Annotated in this window: 16 protein-coding genes; 9 read left to right on the top strand and 7 right to left on the bottom strand. The window is 31.9% G+C overall.

Features of this window, described 5'->3' with window-relative positions; translation table 11 throughout:
- Positions 1-101 precede the first annotated feature (101 nt).
- The 9 genes from AC3VJB_RS10735 to AC3VJB_RS10695 all read left to right on the top strand — a co-directional run bounded on the left by AC3VJB_RS10735 (position 102) and on the right by AC3VJB_RS10695 (position 12,110).
- Complete coding sequence (locus tag AC3VJB_RS10735) at positions 102-863, top strand: TerB family tellurite resistance protein (protein WP_073182153.1); 762 nt, start codon at positions 102-104, stop codon at positions 861-863.
- Positions 864-915: 52 nt separating this feature from the next.
- Positions 916-2,829 (top strand): OmpA family protein, encoded by a 1,914-nt coding sequence (locus tag AC3VJB_RS10730; protein WP_239178143.1) that lies wholly within the window; start codon positions 916-918, stop codon positions 2,827-2,829.
- A 118-nt stretch (positions 2,830-2,947) separates the two neighbouring features.
- Positions 2,948-6,355, top strand: coding sequence for an isoleucine--tRNA ligase (ileS, locus tag AC3VJB_RS10725; RefSeq protein ID WP_497667132.1), 3,408 nt, complete (start codon positions 2,948-2,950; stop codon positions 6,353-6,355).
- A 4-nt stretch (positions 6,356-6,359) separates the two neighbouring features.
- Positions 6,360-6,737 carry a TraR/DksA family transcriptional regulator gene (locus AC3VJB_RS10720; protein WP_047790047.1) on the top strand — a complete coding sequence of 126 codons (378 nt, stop codon included), beginning with the start codon at positions 6,360-6,362 and terminating at the stop codon, positions 6,735-6,737.
- A gap of 47 nt (positions 6,738-6,784) precedes the next feature.
- Positions 6,785-7,432 carry a hypothetical protein gene (locus AC3VJB_RS10715; RefSeq protein ID WP_520980975.1) on the top strand — a complete coding sequence of 216 codons (648 nt, stop codon included), beginning with the start codon at positions 6,785-6,787 and terminating at the stop codon, positions 7,430-7,432.
- Positions 7,433-7,507: 75 nt separating this feature from the next.
- Positions 7,508-9,403 carry a M61 family metallopeptidase gene (locus AC3VJB_RS10710; RefSeq protein WP_239178140.1) on the top strand — a complete coding sequence of 632 codons (1,896 nt, stop codon included), beginning with the start codon at positions 7,508-7,510 and terminating at the stop codon, positions 9,401-9,403.
- Between the two features lie 124 nt (positions 9,404-9,527).
- A complete protein-coding gene (locus tag AC3VJB_RS10705; protein ID WP_047789939.1) occupies positions 9,528-10,118 on the top strand; it encodes a lipoprotein signal peptidase in 591 nt (196 codons plus the stop codon).
- A 44-nt stretch (positions 10,119-10,162) separates the two neighbouring features.
- Positions 10,163-10,765, top strand: coding sequence for a DUF4230 domain-containing protein (locus AC3VJB_RS10700; protein WP_159493485.1), 603 nt, complete (start codon positions 10,163-10,165; stop codon positions 10,763-10,765).
- Positions 10,766-10,805: 40 nt separating this feature from the next.
- Positions 10,806-12,110, top strand: a complete 1,305-nt coding sequence (locus AC3VJB_RS10695) for a hypothetical protein (RefSeq protein ID WP_281980034.1) — start codon at positions 10,806-10,808, stop codon at positions 12,108-12,110.
- 39 nt (positions 12,111-12,149) lie between these two features.
- On the opposite strand, the gene AC3VJB_RS10690 is transcribed toward AC3VJB_RS10695, so the two are convergent.
- The 7 genes from AC3VJB_RS10690 to rpmF form a co-directional block, all read right to left on the bottom strand.
- Positions 12,150-12,563, bottom strand: coding sequence for a DUF6691 family protein (locus AC3VJB_RS10690; RefSeq protein WP_167712919.1), 414 nt, complete (start codon positions 12,561-12,563; stop codon positions 12,150-12,152).
- A 1-nt stretch (position 12,564) separates the two neighbouring features.
- Positions 12,565-13,125, bottom strand: coding sequence for a YeeE/YedE family protein (locus AC3VJB_RS10685; RefSeq protein ID WP_349264642.1), 561 nt, complete (start codon positions 13,123-13,125; stop codon positions 12,565-12,567).
- Positions 13,125-14,363, bottom strand: a complete 1,239-nt coding sequence (locus AC3VJB_RS10680) for a 3-deoxy-D-manno-octulosonic acid transferase (protein ID WP_497667131.1) — start codon at positions 14,361-14,363, stop codon at positions 13,125-13,127. Before AC3VJB_RS10680 ends, AC3VJB_RS10685 begins: the two co-directional genes overlap by 1 nt.
- A 69-nt stretch (positions 14,364-14,432) precedes the next feature.
- Complete coding sequence (gene accC, locus AC3VJB_RS10675; RefSeq protein ID WP_497667130.1) at positions 14,433-15,773, bottom strand: acetyl-CoA carboxylase biotin carboxylase subunit; 1,341 nt, start codon at positions 15,771-15,773, stop codon at positions 14,433-14,435.
- A gap of 87 nt (positions 15,774-15,860) precedes the next feature.
- Positions 15,861-16,343 carry an acetyl-CoA carboxylase biotin carboxyl carrier protein gene (gene accB, locus AC3VJB_RS10670; protein ID WP_330489351.1) on the bottom strand — a complete coding sequence of 161 codons (483 nt, stop codon included), beginning with the start codon at positions 16,341-16,343 and terminating at the stop codon, positions 15,861-15,863.
- 23 nt (positions 16,344-16,366) lie between these two features.
- Positions 16,367-17,362: a beta-ketoacyl-ACP synthase III gene (locus AC3VJB_RS10665; RefSeq protein WP_330489350.1), complete on the bottom strand. Its 996-nt coding sequence runs from the start codon at positions 17,360-17,362 to the stop codon at positions 16,367-16,369.
- 150 nt (positions 17,363-17,512) lie between these two features.
- Positions 17,513-17,707: a 50S ribosomal protein L32 gene (rpmF, locus tag AC3VJB_RS10660; RefSeq protein ID WP_047789948.1), complete on the bottom strand. Its 195-nt coding sequence runs from the start codon at positions 17,705-17,707 to the stop codon at positions 17,513-17,515.
- Position 17,708: the final 1 nt, after the last annotated feature.

The following is a 17,708-nucleotide window of genomic DNA, read 5'->3' as shown; positions in this document are numbered from 1 at the left end:
TTAAGGCAAAGATACTTCTTTTAGTGCCAACAATCAACCCGAAATAAGTATGGTAGATAGATTGGTAATGTTTTATCTTTGTGGCCTCTAAAAAACAAACAATGGGAAAATTTGCAAAATGGCTTGGAGCAGGAGCCGGTTTTACATTAGGAGGTCCAATAGGAGCTATTATAGGGTTTGCTGTAGGAAGTCTTATTGATGGAATTTCTGTAGAAGATTTTGTACAAGAACAGCAAGAATATCAAAAAAAGACAGGGGGACAACCAAGAAGGGGAAGAGCTACATCAGGAGATTTTGAAATAAGCTTGTTAATATTAGCTTCGGTAGTTATTAAATCTGACGGAAAAATAGATAGGCGTGAACTGGACTATGTTCGTATGTATTTTGTGAAAATGTATGGTAAAGAACGAGCAAATCATGCGTTTAAATTATTCAACGGTATTATTAAGAAACAAGTATCTACGCGACAAGTTTGTTTACAAATACGTCAGTATATGTCACATGCTACACGATTACAGTTACTACATTTTTTATTCGGAATAGCAAAAGCAGACGGACAAGTAACTAGTGTAGAGGAAGAAGAGATTAGAAAGATAGCAAGTTACTTGTATATTAACGAATATGATTATTCTTCAATAAAGGCAATGTTTTATGACGAATCTGATAGTGCTTATAAAATGCTTGAAATAACAAAAGAATCCACTAACGATGAGGTAAAGAAAGCATATCGAAGAATGGCAAAAAAATACCATCCAGATAAACTTCAAAATTTAGGAGAAGAACATAAAAAAGGAGCTAAAGAAAAATTCCAAAAAATACAAGCAGCTTATGAACAGATAAAAAAAGAGCGAGGAATAAGCTAAAATAAAAAAAGATAATTATTTTAGTGTTATTTAACTACAAAAGATAAGAGACATGGGGAAACAGTTAGTAGTAATATTTATTTTTCTTAGTGGAATTTGCTTAGGGCAAAGAAAATACACAGCCGACAAATATTTTGAAGTTTTTGCTTATAAAAAGGCAGCAGAACTATATGAGAAAATTTATGATAAAGGAAATAATTCGTACGAAATTGTTAGTCGTTTAGGAGACTCTCATTATTATAACTCAGAGTTTTTAGAAGCAGAGAAATGGTATAAAATTTTAATGGAAAACTATGAGAGTATTACAGAGCCAGAATATTTTTTTAGATATGCACAATCTTTAAAAAGTAATGGAAAAATTAAAGAATCTGATAAATGGCTTTTAAAGTTTAGTGAAATTAAAGAGAATGACTCAAGAGGGCAAGCTTTAGAGAAAAATGAAGGTTATTTTAATAAATATAGTAATGGAAAAAAGAAAACATTTATAAATATAACCAATCTCTCAGTCAATACTCAGTATTCTGATTTTGGTGGGTTTACCTATGATAATAAACTTTATTTTGCCTCTACAAAACCTGTTGGAGAAAATGACAAACTATATAAATGGAACAATCAACCGCATTTAAATATCTACAAAGCAAATGAAGTTTATAATGAAGAAAAACAATTAATAGATTTAGAAAAAGAAGAAATAATTTCATCATTAAGTTCACAATATCACGAATCCAATGCTGTAATTACTTCAGATGGTAAAACAATGTACTTTACCAGAACAAATTTCAATGGAAAGAAATTAGAAGGAGGAGATAATCAAATAGCATATCTTAAAATATATAAAGCAGAGTTTGAAAATGGAGAGTGGAGAAATATAAAGGAACTTCCATTTAATAATGATAATTATTCTGCGGGACATCCAACTTTAAGCGCAGATGAGAAAACATTGTATTTTATTTCAGATATGCCAAATGGTTTTGGGAAAACAGATATATACAAGGTTGCACTTTTAGAAAATAGCACTTACGGAGAACCAGTAAATTTGGGAAAAGAAATAAATACTGAAGGAAGAGAAATGTTTCCTTTCGTCGCTAAAGATAATACCTTGTATTTTGCTTCAGACGGACATCTAGGTTTAGGTGCCCTTGATATTTTTGAATCAAAAAATAATTCAGGTACTTATCAAAAACCAAATAATTTAGGTGCTCCAATAAATGGATCGTATGACGATTTTGCTTTTGTGATAGACGATGAAAAGAACAAAGGTTTCTTCTCTTCTAATAGAAAAGGAGGAAAAGGAGACGATGACATTTATAGCTTTATTTTATATAACTGTAAAGAAGATATAACAGGTGTAGTATCAGAAGAAAAAAGCAATAAACCAATATTAGGAGCAACAGTTAAATTAATTGATTCTAATGGTAAGGTTCAAGCACAACAAGTAACGGGAAAAAATGGAGACTATAGGTTTGTTGAAGTTGATTGTGAGAAAAAATTTACAGTTATAGCAGAAAAAGAAGATTATAAAGCTTACCCAAAACAATTACAAACTCTTGATGTAAATAAACAGCTTGTTACAGTAAATTTATCGTTAAAACCATTGATTATAGAAGATCAAATTGTGATTAGTCCTATTTATTTTGATTTTGATAAACATACAATAAGAAAAGATGCAGAATATGAGTTAGAACATATTGTTTCGGTAATGAAAAATCACCCAGAAATGATAATTAGAATAGAATCACACACAGATAGTAGAGGATCGAAAGAATACAATAAAAAGCTATCTGATAAAAGAGCAAAATCAACAAAAGCTTACATTGTTTCTAGAGGGATTTCTTCAGAAAGAATAGAAAAAGCAGTAGGTTATGGGGAAGAAAAACTATTAAATAATTGTGACGATACAACAAGCTGCTCTACAAAAGAGCATCAAAAAAATAGAAGATCTTATTTTTATATAGTTAAAAAATAACAATTATAACCTATAAAGTATCAAAAACACCTCAATTTTGAGGTGTTTTTTTATATCTCAAATTCAACAATTACAAGAAAATACGTAATTTCGCACATTCAATTAATAAACCGACAAAATGAGTAAGAAGTTTACTGAATACAAAGGATTGGATTTACCAAAAGTAGCTGAAGAAATATTAAACTATTGGGAAGAAAACAACATCTTTGAAAAAAGTATTACTACACGTGAAGGAAACGAACCATTTGTGTTTTTTGAAGGGCCACCTTCAGCAAACGGTTTGCCAGGAATTCACCACGTAATGGCACGTGCCATTAAAGATATTTTTTGTCGTTATAAAACCCAAAAAGGATACCAAGTTAAGCGTAAAGCAGGTTGGGATACACACGGTTTACCTGTAGAATTAGGGGTTGAAAAAGAATTAGGAATCACCAAAGAAGATATTGGAACAAAAATTACGGTTGAAGAATACAATGAAGCTTGTAAAAAAGCTGTAATGCGTTACACTGATATTTGGAATGACTTAACTCAAAAAATGGGGTATTGGGTAGATATGGAAGATCCATATATTACTTATAAACCAAAATATATGGAGTCGGTTTGGTGGTTGTTAAAGCAAATTTATGATAAAGATTTACTGTACAAAGGATATACTATTCAACCGTATTCACCAAAAGCAGGAACAGGATTAAGCTCGCATGAGTTAAATCAACCAGGAACGTATCAAGATGTTACAGATACTACAGTAGTAGCTCAGTTTAAAACAATCAAAGAAACGTTACCAGAGTTTTTACAAGTTGAAGGAGATGTACATTTTTTAGCTTGGACAACAACTCCATGGACACTCCCATCAAATACAGCATTAACGGTTGGCCCAAAGATTGAGTATGTTTTAGTAAAAACATTCAATCAATACACCTTTGAACCAATTCAAGTGGTATTAGCTAAAAACTTAGTATCAAAACAATTTGTAGGGAAGAAGTTTAATGAAGTTGAAGATGTAGCTGAATTGGCAAACTATGCTGAAGGAGACAAGCAAATTCCTTACACAGTTGTAAAAGAATTTGTAGGAAAGGACCTAGTAGGTATCAAATATGAACAGTTATTACCATTTACTTTACCATATCAAAATCCAGAAAATGCTTTTAGGGTAATTTCAGGAGATTTTGTTACTACCGAAGATGGTACTGGTATCGTACACACAGCACCTACCTTTGGAGCTGATGATGCGTTAGTTGCAAAACAAGCAACTCCAGAAGTTCCGCCAATGTTGGTGCTAGACGAAAATGAGAACCCAGTTCCGTTAGTAGACTTACAAGGTAGATTCCGTCCAGAAATGGGAGAATTTGCAGGTAAATATGTGAAGAACGAGTACTATGCTGATGGAGAAGCTCCTGAAAGATCAGTAGATGTTGAGTTAGCGATTCAATTAAAAGAAGAAAATAAAGCCTTTAAGGTTGAAAAATATGTGCACAGTTATCCGAATTGTTGGCGTACCGATAAACCAATTTTATACTATCCATTAGATTCTTGGTTTATCAAGGTAACCGATGTAAAGGATAAGATGTTCGATTTAAATGAAACGATAAACTGGAAACCAAAATCAACAGGAGAAGGACGTTTTGGTAACTGGTTAAAAAATGCGAATGACTGGAACTTATCACGTTCTCGTTTTTGGGGAATTCCATTACCTATTTGGCGAACAGAAGACGGAACAGAACAAATCTGTATTGGTTCTGTAGCTGAATTAAAAGAAGAAATCCAAAAGTCAGTGGATGCAGGAGTAATGTCTGAAGATATTTTTGCTGATTTTGAAGTTGGAAATATGTCAGAAGAGAACTACGATAAAATCGATTTACATAAAAATGTAGTCGATAAAATCACGTTAGTTTCGGCATCAGGAAAACCAATGAAGCGCGAAAGTGATTTAATTGATGTTTGGTTCGATTCTGGTTCTATGCCTTATGCACAATGGCATTATCCGTTTGAAAATAAAGAATTAATAGATAATAAAGAAAGTTACCCAGCGAATTTTATTGCAGAAGGAGTAGATCAAACTCGTGGATGGTTTTATACCTTACATGCAATAGGAACAATGGTGTTTGACTCTGTAGCCTATAAAAATGTAGTATCTAACGGATTGGTGTTAGATAAGAACGGGCAAAAAATGTCAAAGCGTTTAGGAAATGCGGTAGATCCGTTTACAACATTGTCAGAGTTCGGTCCAGATGCTACGCGTTGGTATATGATTTCGAATGCGAACCCATGGGATAACTTAAAATTTGATATTGCAGGAATAGAAGAGGTAAAACGTAAATTCTTCGGAACTTTATATAACACCTATTCATTCTTCTCTTTATATGCAAATATTGACAACTTTACGTATAGTGAAGCTGAAATAGCTATTAATGAACGACCAGAGATTGATCGTTGGATTTTATCTGAATTAAATACCTTAGTTCAAAAAGTAGATAAATTCTATGCTGAATATGAGCCTACTAAGGCAACCAGAGCTATTTCTGATTTTGTGCAAGATCACCTAAGTAACTGGTATGTACGTTTATGTAGAAGACGTTTCTGGAAAGGAGAGTATGCACAAGATAAAATCTCTGCATACCAAACGTTATACACCTGTATGTTAACGGTAGCTAAATTAGGATCTCCAGTAGCTCCTTTCTTTATGGATCGTTTATATAAAGATTTAGTGAATGCTACAGGAAAAGAAAGTTTTGAAAGTGTACATATAGCAGAGTTTCCAAAATACAATGCTGATCTAGTTGATAAGTCGTTAGAGCGTAAAATGGAAAATGCACAAACAATTTCGTCATTAGTTCTATCTCTAAGGGCTAAAGAGAAAATTAAAGTGCGCCAGCCGTTACAAAAAATAATGATTCCTGTATTAGATGCAGTTCAGAAGGAAGAAATTTTAGCAGTTGCAGACTTAATCAAGTCAGAAGTAAACGTTAAAGAGATCGAATTATTGGACGATGCTTCAGGAATTTTAGTAAAACAAATCAAACCAAATTTTAAAGCATTAGGGCCTAAATTTGGTAAGGAAATGAAGTTGATAGCTAATAAGATACAAGGATTTACACAAGAAGATATCATTAAAATAGAAAAAGAAGGTGAAATTTCTGTGGAAATTAACGATAAAATGATTACTTTAGGAACCGCTGATGTGGAGATTTCATCGAAAGATATCGAAGGGTGGTTGGTAGCCAACGCAGAAGGGTTAACTGTAGCTTTAGATGTTACAATAAACGACGAATTACGCAAAGAAGGTGTGGCAAGAGAATTAGTTAATAGAATTCAAAACGCACGAAAAGACACAGGTTTAGAAGTAACCGATAAAATAAAATTAACCATTTTGCAGGCTGATGATTTAAAAGAATCGGTATTGGCAAATGAAAACTACATTAAAGCAGAAACATTAACAAACGAATTAGTTTTTGTTGATGTTTTAAGTAATGGTACAGAAATTGAGTTTGATACCATTAAAAGTAGAATGTTAATTGAAAAAATATAGCATTATGGATGATGTTAAAATAAGATATTCAGACAGTGATTTACAAGAGTTTAAGGAAATCATTCAAAAGAAAATTGAAAAAGCAGAAGAAGATTTAAGGTTGCTACAAGCATCATATAAAAACGGTTCAGATAACGGAACCGATGATACGTCGCCAACATTTAAATCTTTTGAAGAAGGATCTGATACAATGGCTAAAGAGGCAAACATGCAGTTAGCTATTCGTCAAGAAAAGTTTATTCGCGATTTAAAAAATGCCTTAGTTCGTATTGAAAATAAAACCTATGGTATTTGTAGAGTTACTGGTAAGCTAATTCAAAAAGAACGTTTAAAGTTAGTACCACATGCTACTTTAAGTATCGAAGCAAAACGAAAACAATAACTTTTAAAGTTAAAATAAATAGAGCCTCTTTTAGAGGCTTTTTTTGTATGAAAAAATATCTATTGTTATTACTTATACTAAGTATCCAGTTTCTTTACTGTCAAGAAAAAATAATACAGAAAAGAAAAATGTTATTAAACGAACTCGAAGTGGTTACTTACGGTTTGGATGATATTGTAATTGAAAATTCAAAAGATGGACAACTCGAAGTAGTTTTATTAGATGAAAATCCACATACACACAATATCCTATTCAAAAAAGAAGGAGAAGTCTTTACAATAGCATTTGAATTAAATATTCCAACATTAAAAAACGAAGTCTTTCGAAAATATATAACGAGGAGGCTAGAAAGAGCCAGAGCAGTTATAAAAGTTCCCAAAAACAAACATATAAGCATTCATGGAAAAACTATCGGAATAACTTCAAAAAGTTATAAAGGAGATGTAAATATTTATATAGAAAGAGGAAATATAAAGTTAAATACAGTTAAAGGAAACTCAAATATAGATCTTTTCCAAGGCAATGTTTTTGCTAATATTGATAAACAAACAGGTTTGGGTTTAAAAACTAACAACGGAACAATCATTATAAATGGAAAAAGAAAAATATCTCCATTTTCTAAAGGAGTGACACCTGTTTCTAAAATACTTACTATAAATTCTATTCATGCGAATATTAATATTGAATTAAAGTAATTAACAAAAAATTATAAAAATTAGACGTAACAAAAGAAGTTTCATTTTGTCTAATGGTTAATTAAAAACTAAGAAATGAATAAAAGCATACTAACCACAGCAACCATTGCAGCATTATTATTAACAAGCTGTAATTCTACTAAAAAAACAACAAACGATTTAGCTGTTCAAACCCCCATTGTCACGACTTTAGATTTAACAAAAGTTGACAATGATAAAGTACCAGTAACTGTTAATCCAGGCAGGTTTACAATTGAAAAAGTAACATATAGATTGCCAAGAGTTGTCCAAGGAACCTATTCTGTGAGTGATTTTGGTAAATATGTAGACAGCTTTAAGGCTTTAGATTATGAAGGAAATGAACTAGAGGTAACAAAAGTTGATACGAATACTTGGGAAATTACCAATGCTGAAAAATTAGATAAAGTAACGTATTTAGTAAACGATACTTTTGATATGGAAGTTTCAGGGGGAATTGGAGGAGAAACCCCATTTTCACCCGCAGGAACAAATATAGAGTCTACAAATTATGTGCTTAACCTTCACGGATTTGTGGGGTATTTTGATTCTTTAAAAAACAATCAATATAAGTTAGATGTTGTTTCGCCTACCAATTTTAAAAGAACTTCCGCTTTACAAGAAGTTGGAACAAAAACAAGTGAAGACGGCTCAACTTTAACGTCGAGCTATTTTGCTCCACGTTATTTTGATATTACAGATAACCCTATGTTTTATGGAGAATTAGATGTAGAAGAGTTCAAGGTTGGTGATATTAAAATTGTATTAAGTGTATATTCTCCAAACAAAAAACACTCAGCTGAAAAAATTAAAGCTGTAATGGAAAAAATGATGCAAGCGCAAAAAGCATATTTAGGAAGCATTAATAGTACGGCACGTTATGATATTTATTTATACTTATCTGACGGAACTGAAAAAGCACCTAAAGGATTTGGAGCTTTAGAACATCATACATCAACAGTAGTAGTATTACCAGAAGCAATGCCAGATGAAGCGTTGGCAAAAAGTATGATTGATGTTGTGTCTCATGAGTTTTTTCATATTGTAACTCCGTTAAGTGTACATTCAGAAGATGTACATTACTTTGATTACAACCAACCAACATTCTCTAAGCATTTATGGATGTATGAAGGAATTACAGAATACTTTGCTACATTATTTCAAGTAAACCAAGGTTTGGTAACAGAAGATGAATTTTACAGTAAAATTATGGGTAAAATTAAAACTGCATCTTCTATGAATGATGCTATGAGTTTTACTAAAATGAGTGAAAATGTATTAGACGAGCCTTATGCTTCTCAGTATTACAATGTGTATCAAAAAGGAGCTTTAATAGGTATGTGTATTGATATTTTAATGCGTGAAGAAAGTAATGGAAATAGAGGTGTGTTATCATTAATGAAAGAGTTGTCATTAAAATATGGGAAAAACAAACCATTTGAAGATGATAAGTTAATTGGAGAAATTACTGAAATGACCTATCCATCAATAGGAGCGTTTTTAAACACACACGTAGTAGGAGGTACACCAATTAATTATAATGAGTTTTTTGCTAAAGCAGGATTAGTGTTAGATGAATCAAAAGTGAAAACAAATTATATCCAAAATGATGGAGCTATGATTGTTAGACCAGATAAAGCGACACAAACTATCCGATTTACAGAAGCTGTAAAAGACAACAGCTTTTGGGCTGAAAATGGAGCACAACCTAATGATGCAATCAAAGAAGTTGATGGAGTGGCTGTGACAAAGGAAAGTGCAAATCAAATTTTTACGAAAATGTTTATGTGGCAACCAGGAAACGAAGTTGAAGTAAAATTAGAAAGAGATGGTAAAGAGGTGGTTATTAAAACAACTTTAACTCAATCATATACAAAAGGAACTAGTTTAAAAGATGATCCTAATGCAACACAAAAGCAAAAAGAACTAAGAAAAGCTTGGTTAAAAGGATAGTTTCTTTTTATTAATATAAATTAAGACCAGTATGACTAAAAGTCTATTGGTCTTTTTCTTTCTATAAATCAGAAGAAAAACATAAAAATAGTTTTCTTATTTTTGTTTCCATTAAATAAAAAAAATGTCTAAAAAACACATCGCAATACTTACCGTAATTCTGGCAATTTTAATTGATCAAATTAGTAAAATTTACATCAAAACACATTTTCAGCTAGGAGAAGAAGTAGTTGTTTTTAATGATTGGTTTAGAATTCATTTTACCGAGAATAATGGTATGGCATGGGGCTTTGAATTTGGAGGGAAAACAGGGAAGTTATTTTTAACTTTATTTAGAGTTGTTGCAGTTACAGGTATTGTGTATTGGTTATGGCAAACAATAAAACGAAAGGCACATACCGCTGTTATTGTCGCTATTGCATTAATTTTAGCAGGAGCAGTAGGCAATATCATCGATTCTGTTTTTTATGGTGTAATTTTCGACTCTTCTTACCATAATGTTGCTACACTTTTTTCAGATAATCCTTACGGAGAATTATTTCATGGAAAAGTAGTAGATATGTTATACTTTCCTATTTACGAAGGAGAAAACTTTACCTTTTTTAATGCTATTTTTAATGGTGCAGATTCTTGGATAACGATTGGAGTAGCTTTACTATTTTTATTTAATAAGCAAGCATTTCCTAAAGAAGAAGAAACAAAACAAGCTTCATAAAAGTACTTTAGATACTTTTCCTATATTTATAGAAAAAGAAAACGATGCGTTTATTAAAATATCTTGCTGTTTTTGTACTAGGATTTTTAATTGCAAAATTCTGGTATGAGAAGGAGGAAGAAAAGTACGAGCAAGAAGAAATTCAGGTGGTTTTAAACGGAATCCAAAACCTAAGTAAATTAGTAGTATCAGAAGGTAATTTCTCTGAAATGTACAGTTTTACGGATGCTAAAAAATACTTTTATGGATATCTTACATTTGAAAAAAAAGCAATGCTTTCTGTGAATGCAAAGGTTGAGGTTGGTTACGACTTATCGAAATTAGAAATTCAAATAGATAGTGTTGATAAACAAATTATTATTAAAAAAATTCCTGAGGAAGAAATTCTAATTTCCCCTGATATTAAGTATTTTGATTTGCAGCAAAGTCAGTTTAATACTTTTTCTAAGCAAGAACTAAACAAACTCAACACTAAAGCTATTGAAAAGATTAAATCAACAATAACGGTTTCTCGACTACAAAAAGATGCTAAAACACGTTTATTTGAAGAATTATCTAAGATTTACCAACTTTCTAAAATTTATAATTGGAAAGTGGTGGATAATACTAACTCAGAGATGTTTGAATCGTTGTTGTTAAAAGATTAATTTTTTTAAAAGTATATTTGATGTAGTTTAAAAATAAGTTATGAGAAAAATATATGGAATTGCTATGCTATTTTTGGTATTAATGGCATGTAAAAAAGAAGAAAAAGAAAAGCTAATTTATACCCAAGATGTAGACAATTATTGGAAAGCGTACGATAAGATAACTTCTACCAAAGATTCAGTTTTACAATCAAAATATTTAAAAGAGGAATTTTTAGATAAAGCTTCTATTGGGCAAAAAACAATGTTTAAAGTTAGAAACTGCACTCCTCAAGAGTACATAGAAAACATTAATGATTATCCCAAATTTTGGAACTCTATTAAGGAAAATACTATAAAAAGTAAAGGTTTAAGTTCAGAGATAGACAATGGACTACAAAAATTAAAGCAAATTTATCCAGACTTAAAACCGGCTAAAGTGTACTTTACTGTTGGAGCATTTAGAACTGGAGGAACAGCAGTAGATAGTTTAGTGATTTTTGGTGTAGATATGCAAATGTTGGATGAAAACATTAATACTTCTGAGTTAAAAAAAAGCCTAGATAATGTAAAAAAATTTCAAAAAACAAATCCAATCAATAATGTAAAATTTACAGGAGTTCATGAGTTTGTTCATACACAACAAAAACCTTTTTCAACAGAGAGTTTATTAGTAGCAAGCCTATATGAAGGAGTAGCAGAGTTTGTTGCTGAAAAAGCTTTGGGAGAAAAGTCTAGTATGGAAGGTATAGAATACGGTAAGAAAAACACTCAAGCTATTAAAGATCAATTTGAAATAGAAATGTTCAACAAAGCTTATTCTTATTGGTTGTGGAGTTCGATGTCAAATAAATTTAATCAGAGAGATTTAGGATATTTCATTGGATATAAAATTGCTGAAAAATACTATGAAGATTTTGATAAAGATAAAAATTTAGCAATAAAAAATCTTATAGAGTTAGATTATGGTAATAATGAAACCATCATTGAATTTGTAGATTCAGTTAAGTTTTTTGATAAACCAATTTCTGAAATAAGAAAAGAAAATGAAATGCATAGACCTTATGTGGTTTCTATAAAAGAATTTAAGAATAATGATACAGATGTAGACCCAGCTATAAAAACACTAACTATTGAGTTTTCTGAACCCATGAATCATTTTAGTAATTTTAAATTTGGTCCTTTGGGAAAGGAAAATGTAATACAGTTTACTGGTTTCAAGGGGTGGTCAAAAGATAAAACTAAATTAGTTTATGAAGTCTCATTAAAGTCAAACTTAAGGCAACAGTTGTTAGTTAGTGATGTATTTCAATCTAATAAAGGATATCCATTACAACCATACCTTATAGATATAACGACGAAGTAACAAAAAAACCTTGGACTAAATTATCCAAGGTTTTTTATATTAATTAGGTAACTTCTTACCCAATAAACCATAAATAAAAGCTCCTATAAGAGCTCCTAAGAGTACAATAATCATTGGGATTATTCCTTGTCCAATCAAAACAAAAATAGGAGCAGGACAAGCGCCTGCTAGTGCCCAACCTAACCCAAATATAGTGCCGCCAACTAAAGTTCTAATAAATCCTTTTTTCTTTTCTCTAATGTTAATTTGGTTCCCTAAATAATCTTTAATTTTTCCGATTTTAAAGAAATACATAAGTATTGCAGAAATAGCTACGGCAGAACCAATAATACCATACATGTGAAAAGATTGGAATTTAAACATTTCATAAATTCGATACCAAGAAACAGCTTCTGATTTAGATAAAATAATTCCGAAAACTATACCAATAACTAAAAATTTTATATTCTTCATCTTAACCAAATATTAAAGGGAATAGAGCCCAAGTCATTATTAAACCACCAATAAAAAAACCAATTACTGCAATTAAAGAAGGTAATTGAAAACTACTTAGTCCTGTAATGGCATGTCCTGAGGTACATCCTCCTGCATAACGAGTTCCAAATCCAATTAAAATTCCAGCAATTAATAAAATTGTAAAACCTTTTAAGGTTAACATGTTTTCAATGCTGAAAATTTCATTAGGTACATAGGTTTCTCCTGCATTTTGAAAACCTAAATTAGCTAATTCATTTACAGTTGTTGGGTTTAAATCAATTTTTGGTGTAGCAGAGAGGTAGTTAATGGCTATATATCCTCCAATTATTAAACCAATTAAAAAAACAATAGCCCAATCACGTTCTTTCCAATCTTTCTTAAAATAATCAGATACTTTACCTGCTCCAACCATGGTACACATGGTTTCTAAATTAGTTGATACTCCAAAATTTTTACCGAAATAAAAGAATAAAAATAGTATAAAGGCGATAAGTGGCCCAGATACATACCACGACCATGGTTGTAATATAAAATCCATTATAATGTGTTTTTTAAATAAGTGACAATGTTTTTTGTTGCTCCCACATTTTTTAAAATATAATTGTGGTTAACTTTCCCCATTTGCTCTCTTAGTTTTTTGTCTGATTGCAATGAAGCAAAATTACTGGAAAATTCATTAGTATTTGTAACGGTCTTTGCACCTCCTATTTCTAGTAAATCAATTGCTTCTTGAAACTTACTGTATTTATTACCACCAAAAATAACAGGAACACCATATGTTGCTGGTTCCAAAATATTATGTAAACCAGTAGCGAGTCCACCACCTACATAGGCAGCATCAGCGTATGAATATATTTTGGTAAGTAAGCCAATAGTGTCAATTATAAAAACTTGATATCCTGATAACTCTTTGTTTAGGTTTTCAGAGTAAAGAACAGTTTTTTTATTGATTGAGTTTTGTAACTCTTTAATCTGTTTTTTATTGATGTTATGTGGAGCAATAATAAACTTTTCATCATCAGTTGCGTGATTATTTAAATAATCTACAATAAGTTCTTCATCTTCTTTCCAAGTACTTCCCGCAACAACAGTGTAATTATTATTTTTAAACTCAGAAATAAAATCTAACGAGTTATCTTGTTGTAAAATATCGTATACACGGTCAAATCGCGTATCACCAGCAATGGTTACGTTATTAAAATTAATAGAATTTAATAAGTCTTTAGAAGCTTTGTTTTGTACAAAAAAGTGATTAAAAACAGTTAGTTTTTCACGCATAAAACCTCCATACCATTTAAAAAAGGATTGTTTTTTTCTAAAAATTCCTGAAATTAAAATCGTAGGAACATTATGTTTTTTTAATTCTGAAAGAAGATTAGGCCAAAACTCATACTTTATCATAATAGCCATATCTGGATGTACTTTTTTGATGAATTTTCTAACGTTCGATTTTGTGTCTAATGGTAAATAGCAAATAACATCAGCTAATGGATAGTTTTTTCTGATTTCATAACCAGAGGGGGAGAAAAAAGTAACAACTATTTTGTAACCTGTATAAAGCTGTTTTAACTCTTCAATAATAGGTCTTCCTTGTTCAAATTCCCCTAAAGAAGCAGCATGAAACCAAATTACTTTATCAGTTTTGGAAATACTGTTTAGTCTTGAAAATGTTTCTTTTCTCCCTTCATAAAATAACTTTATTTTTTTGTTGAATAAAGCTATTAATGGGAGTAATATAGATACTACAGAAAGAAGTAAATTGTATAAAAAATTCATTATGCGAATTTATGAAATAAAAAAATCAGTGAAGTTACTCACTGATTTTTTATTCTATGTTGAAATATGTTATGATTCCATTTCAAAATCTTCCATGAACTTAGTGGTATAGTTACCTGCTACGTAATCTGGATGATCCATTAATTGTCTGTGGAAAGGAATTGTTGTTTTTACACCTTCAATAACATACTCATCTAATGCGCGTTTCATCTTGTTAATCGCTTCTTCACGAGTTTGTGCAGTAACAATTAACTTAGAAATCATTGAGTCATAGTTTGGTGGAATCATGTACCCAGCATACACGTGAGTATCGATACGAACACCATGACCACCTGGAGCGTGATATGAAGTTATTTTTCCTGGAGCAGGTCTAAATCCGTTATAAGGATCTTCTGCATTAATTCTACATTCAATTGAGTGTAATTGTGGCTTGTAGTTTTTACCTGAAATTGGCACACCAGCCGCAACTAAGATTTGTTCACGAATTAAATCATAGTCTACAACTTCTTCAGTAATTGGATGCTCTACCTGAATACGAGTATTCATTTCCATAAAGTAGAAGTTACGGTGTTTGTCTACTAAGAACTCAACTGTACCAGCACCTTCATACTTAATATATTCAGCAGCCTTTACAGCAGCAGCTCCCATAGCATCACGTAATTCTTCTGTCATGAATGGAGAAGGAGTTTCCTCAGTTAATTTTTGGTGACGACGTTGAACTGAACAATCTCTTTCAGATAAGTGACAAGCTTTACCATAAGCATCACCTACTACTTGGATTTCAATATGGCGAGGTTCTTCAATTAACTTCTCCATATACATATCGTCGTTTCCAAAAGCAGCTTTAGATTCTTGTCTTGCAGAATCCCAAGCATCTTTTAAATCTTCGGCTTTCCAAACAGCACGCATACCTTTACCTCCACCACCAGCAGATGCTTTTAACATTACAGGGTATCCTGTTTCTACAGCGACTTTTTCACATTCTTCAAATGTGGTAATTACACCGTCACTACCTGGTACACACGGTACTCCAGCAGCTTTCATGGTAGCTTTAGCATTCGCTTTGTCTCCCATTTTATCAATCATCTCAGGAGAAGCTCCGATAAACTTAATTTCGTGCTCTTCACATAATCTTGAGAATTTAGCGTTTTCAGCTAAGAATCCATATCCTGGGTGAATTCCATCAGCGTTTGTAATCTCTGCAGCTGCTATGATACGATCCATTTTTAAATAAGATTCGCTACTTGGTGCAGGTCCAATACATACTGCTTCATCAGCAAAACGTACGTGTAAACTTTCAGCATCTGCTTTTGAATAAACAGCTACTGTTTTAATCCCCATCTCTTTACAGGTTCTAATTACACGTAGCGCGATTTCGCCTCTATTGGCAATTAATATCTTTTTAAACATGTCTTTTAGTTTATGAGTTTATTAGGTTTAGTTGTTTAAGAGTTTAGCTACGCTAAACTTCTAAACTTAAAACTTCTAAACCAAAAATTATGATGGGTCTACTAAAAATAATGGTTGATCAAATTCTACAGGAGAAGAATCATCCACTAATACTTTAACAATTTTACCAGATACTTCTGATTCAATTTCGTTAAATAACTTCATTGCTTCAATGATACAAACAGTATCTCCAACTTTTACTTCTGTTCCTACTTCAGCAAAGTTTGGCTTGTCTGGAGAAGGTTTTCTGTAGAAAGTACCAATGATAGGTGATTTTATAGTTACGTATTTTGAGTCGTCTGTAGCTTCAGCTGCTACTGGGGCTGCGGCTGGAGAAGCTGGTTGTGCAACTGGGGCAGGAGCTATCATTTGTGGAGCCGCTGCTGGAGCAGGAGCTTGTATGATAGTAGTTTCAGGAGTGTCACTTCCAGTTTTAATGGTGATTTTGATATCTTCCATTTCTAGCTTTACTTCACTTGCACCTGACTTAGCTACAAACTTTATAAGACTTTGAATTTCTTTAATGTCCATTTTCCTAAATTTTAGTTGTTTAGTTATGAGTTATAGGCCCATTTTAAGTAGATAGCTCCCCATGTGAAGCCTCCACCAAATGCGGCAAAAATTAAATTATCTCCTTTTTTCAACTCTTTTTCATAGTCTGCAAGTAACAAAGGTAAAGTAGCAGAAGTTGTGTTTCCGTACTTATGAATGTTCATCATCACTTTATCATCTTCTAAGCCAACTCTATTGGCAGTAGCTTCAATGATTCTTTTATTTGCCTGGTGTGGAACTAACCACTGAATATCATCTTTTGTTAAATTGTTTCTGGTTAACATTTTCTCAGAAACATCTGCCATGTTCGAAACAGCAAATTTAAACACAGTTCTTCCTTCTTGATGAACGAAGTGTTGTTTGTTTTTAACGGTGTCTTCTGATGCTGGTAAAATTGATCCACCTGCATCAATTTTTAAGAATTCACGACCAATTCCGTCGCTTCTTAAATATTCATCTTGTAACCCTAAACCGTCGTTATTAGGTTCAAATAAAACAGCGCCAGCCCCATCACCAAAGATGATGCAAGTAGCTCTATCACTATAATCAATAATTGATGACATTTTATCGGCACCAATTAACAAAACTTTTTTGTATCTACCGCTTTCAATATAGCTTGAAGCAGTAGACATCCCGTATAAAAAACTTGAACAAGCTGCTTGCAAATCATAAGAAAAAGCGTTCACGGCTCCTATTTTAGAAGCTGTATAAGCTGCCGTTGAAGCTACAGGCATATCTGGAGTAGCTGTTGCTACAATAACCATGTCGATATCTTCAGGGTTTGTATTTGATTTTTGAAGTAAATCTTCTGCTGCTTTTATTGCCATGAAAGAAGTTCCAAGGCCTTCACCTTTTAAAATTCTTCTTTCTTTAATTCCTGTTCTGCTAGTAATCCACTCGTCATTGGTGTCTACCATTGTTTCTAGCTCCTTATTAGTTAGCGCATGTTCTGGAATATATTTTCCTACCGCTGTTATAGCTGCAGTTATTTTAGTCATAGTTGTTTGTTTTGTAGTAAAACGAGTTTTCAAAGTAATGAAAATTATTTCACTTTTTTGTAGAAAAAAACATCAAAAAGAGGATTTTTTGATGTAAAAACATAAAAAAACCCTCAAAGTAGAGGGTTTTTTAATTTTTTAAACTAGTTTTTAAGCCTCAGCAGCAGCACTTTCTAATACTACTTGCCCTCTGTAATACAATTTTCCTTCATGCCAGTGAGCTCTGTGGTATAAATGAGCTTCTCCAGTTGTAGGATCAACAGCTATTTGAGGTACAGAAGCTTTATAGTGAGTTCTTCTTTTATCTCTTCTAGTTTTAGATATTTTTCTCTTTGGATGTGCCATT

It is taken from the genome of Tenacibaculum sp. TB-53, from assembly GCF_059716285.2.
The sequence above is the reverse complement of the archived record's forward strand: the minus strand, read 5'-3'. Positions and strand labels throughout refer to the sequence as shown.

Bases quoted from the DNA above. Each gene is read 5' to 3' on its own strand.
- AC3VJB_RS10735 (WP_073182153.1), top strand. From the start codon at position 102: ATGGGAAAATTTGCAAAATGGCTTGGAGCAGGAGCCGGTTTTACATTA.
- AC3VJB_RS10730 (WP_239178143.1), top strand. From the start codon at position 916: ATGGGGAAACAGTTAGTAGTAATATTTATTTTTCTTAGTGGAATTTGC.
- ileS (WP_497667132.1), top strand. From the start codon at position 2,948: ATGAGTAAGAAGTTTACTGAATACAAAGGATTGGATTTACCAAAAGTA.
- AC3VJB_RS10720 (WP_047790047.1), top strand. From the start codon at position 6,360: ATGGATGATGTTAAAATAAGATATTCAGACAGTGATTTACAAGAGTTT.
- AC3VJB_RS10715 (WP_520980975.1), top strand. From the start codon at position 6,785: ATGAAAAAATATCTATTGTTATTACTTATACTAAGTATCCAGTTTCTT.
- AC3VJB_RS10710 (WP_239178140.1), top strand. From the start codon at position 7,508: ATGAATAAAAGCATACTAACCACAGCAACCATTGCAGCATTATTATTA.
- AC3VJB_RS10705 (WP_047789939.1), top strand. From the start codon at position 9,528: ATGTCTAAAAAACACATCGCAATACTTACCGTAATTCTGGCAATTTTA.
- AC3VJB_RS10700 (WP_159493485.1), top strand. From the start codon at position 10,163: ATGCGTTTATTAAAATATCTTGCTGTTTTTGTACTAGGATTTTTAATT.
- AC3VJB_RS10695 (WP_281980034.1), top strand. From the start codon at position 10,806: ATGAGAAAAATATATGGAATTGCTATGCTATTTTTGGTATTAATGGCA.
- AC3VJB_RS10690 (WP_167712919.1), bottom strand. From the start codon at position 12,563: ATGAAGAATATAAAATTTTTAGTTATTGGTATAGTTTTCGGAATTATT.
- AC3VJB_RS10685 (WP_349264642.1), bottom strand. From the start codon at position 13,125: ATGGATTTTATATTACAACCATGGTCGTGGTATGTATCTGGGCCACTT.
- AC3VJB_RS10680 (WP_497667131.1), bottom strand. From the start codon at position 14,363: ATGAATTTTTTATACAATTTACTTCTTTCTGTAGTATCTATATTACTC.
- accC (WP_497667130.1), bottom strand. From the start codon at position 15,773: ATGTTTAAAAAGATATTAATTGCCAATAGAGGCGAAATCGCGCTACGT.
- accB (WP_330489351.1), bottom strand. From the start codon at position 16,343: ATGGACATTAAAGAAATTCAAAGTCTTATAAAGTTTGTAGCTAAGTCA.
- AC3VJB_RS10665 (WP_330489350.1), bottom strand. From the start codon at position 17,362: ATGACTAAAATAACTGCAGCTATAACAGCGGTAGGAAAATATATTCCA.
- rpmF (WP_047789948.1), bottom strand. From the start codon at position 17,707: ATGGCACATCCAAAGAGAAAAATATCTAAAACTAGAAGAGATAAAAGA.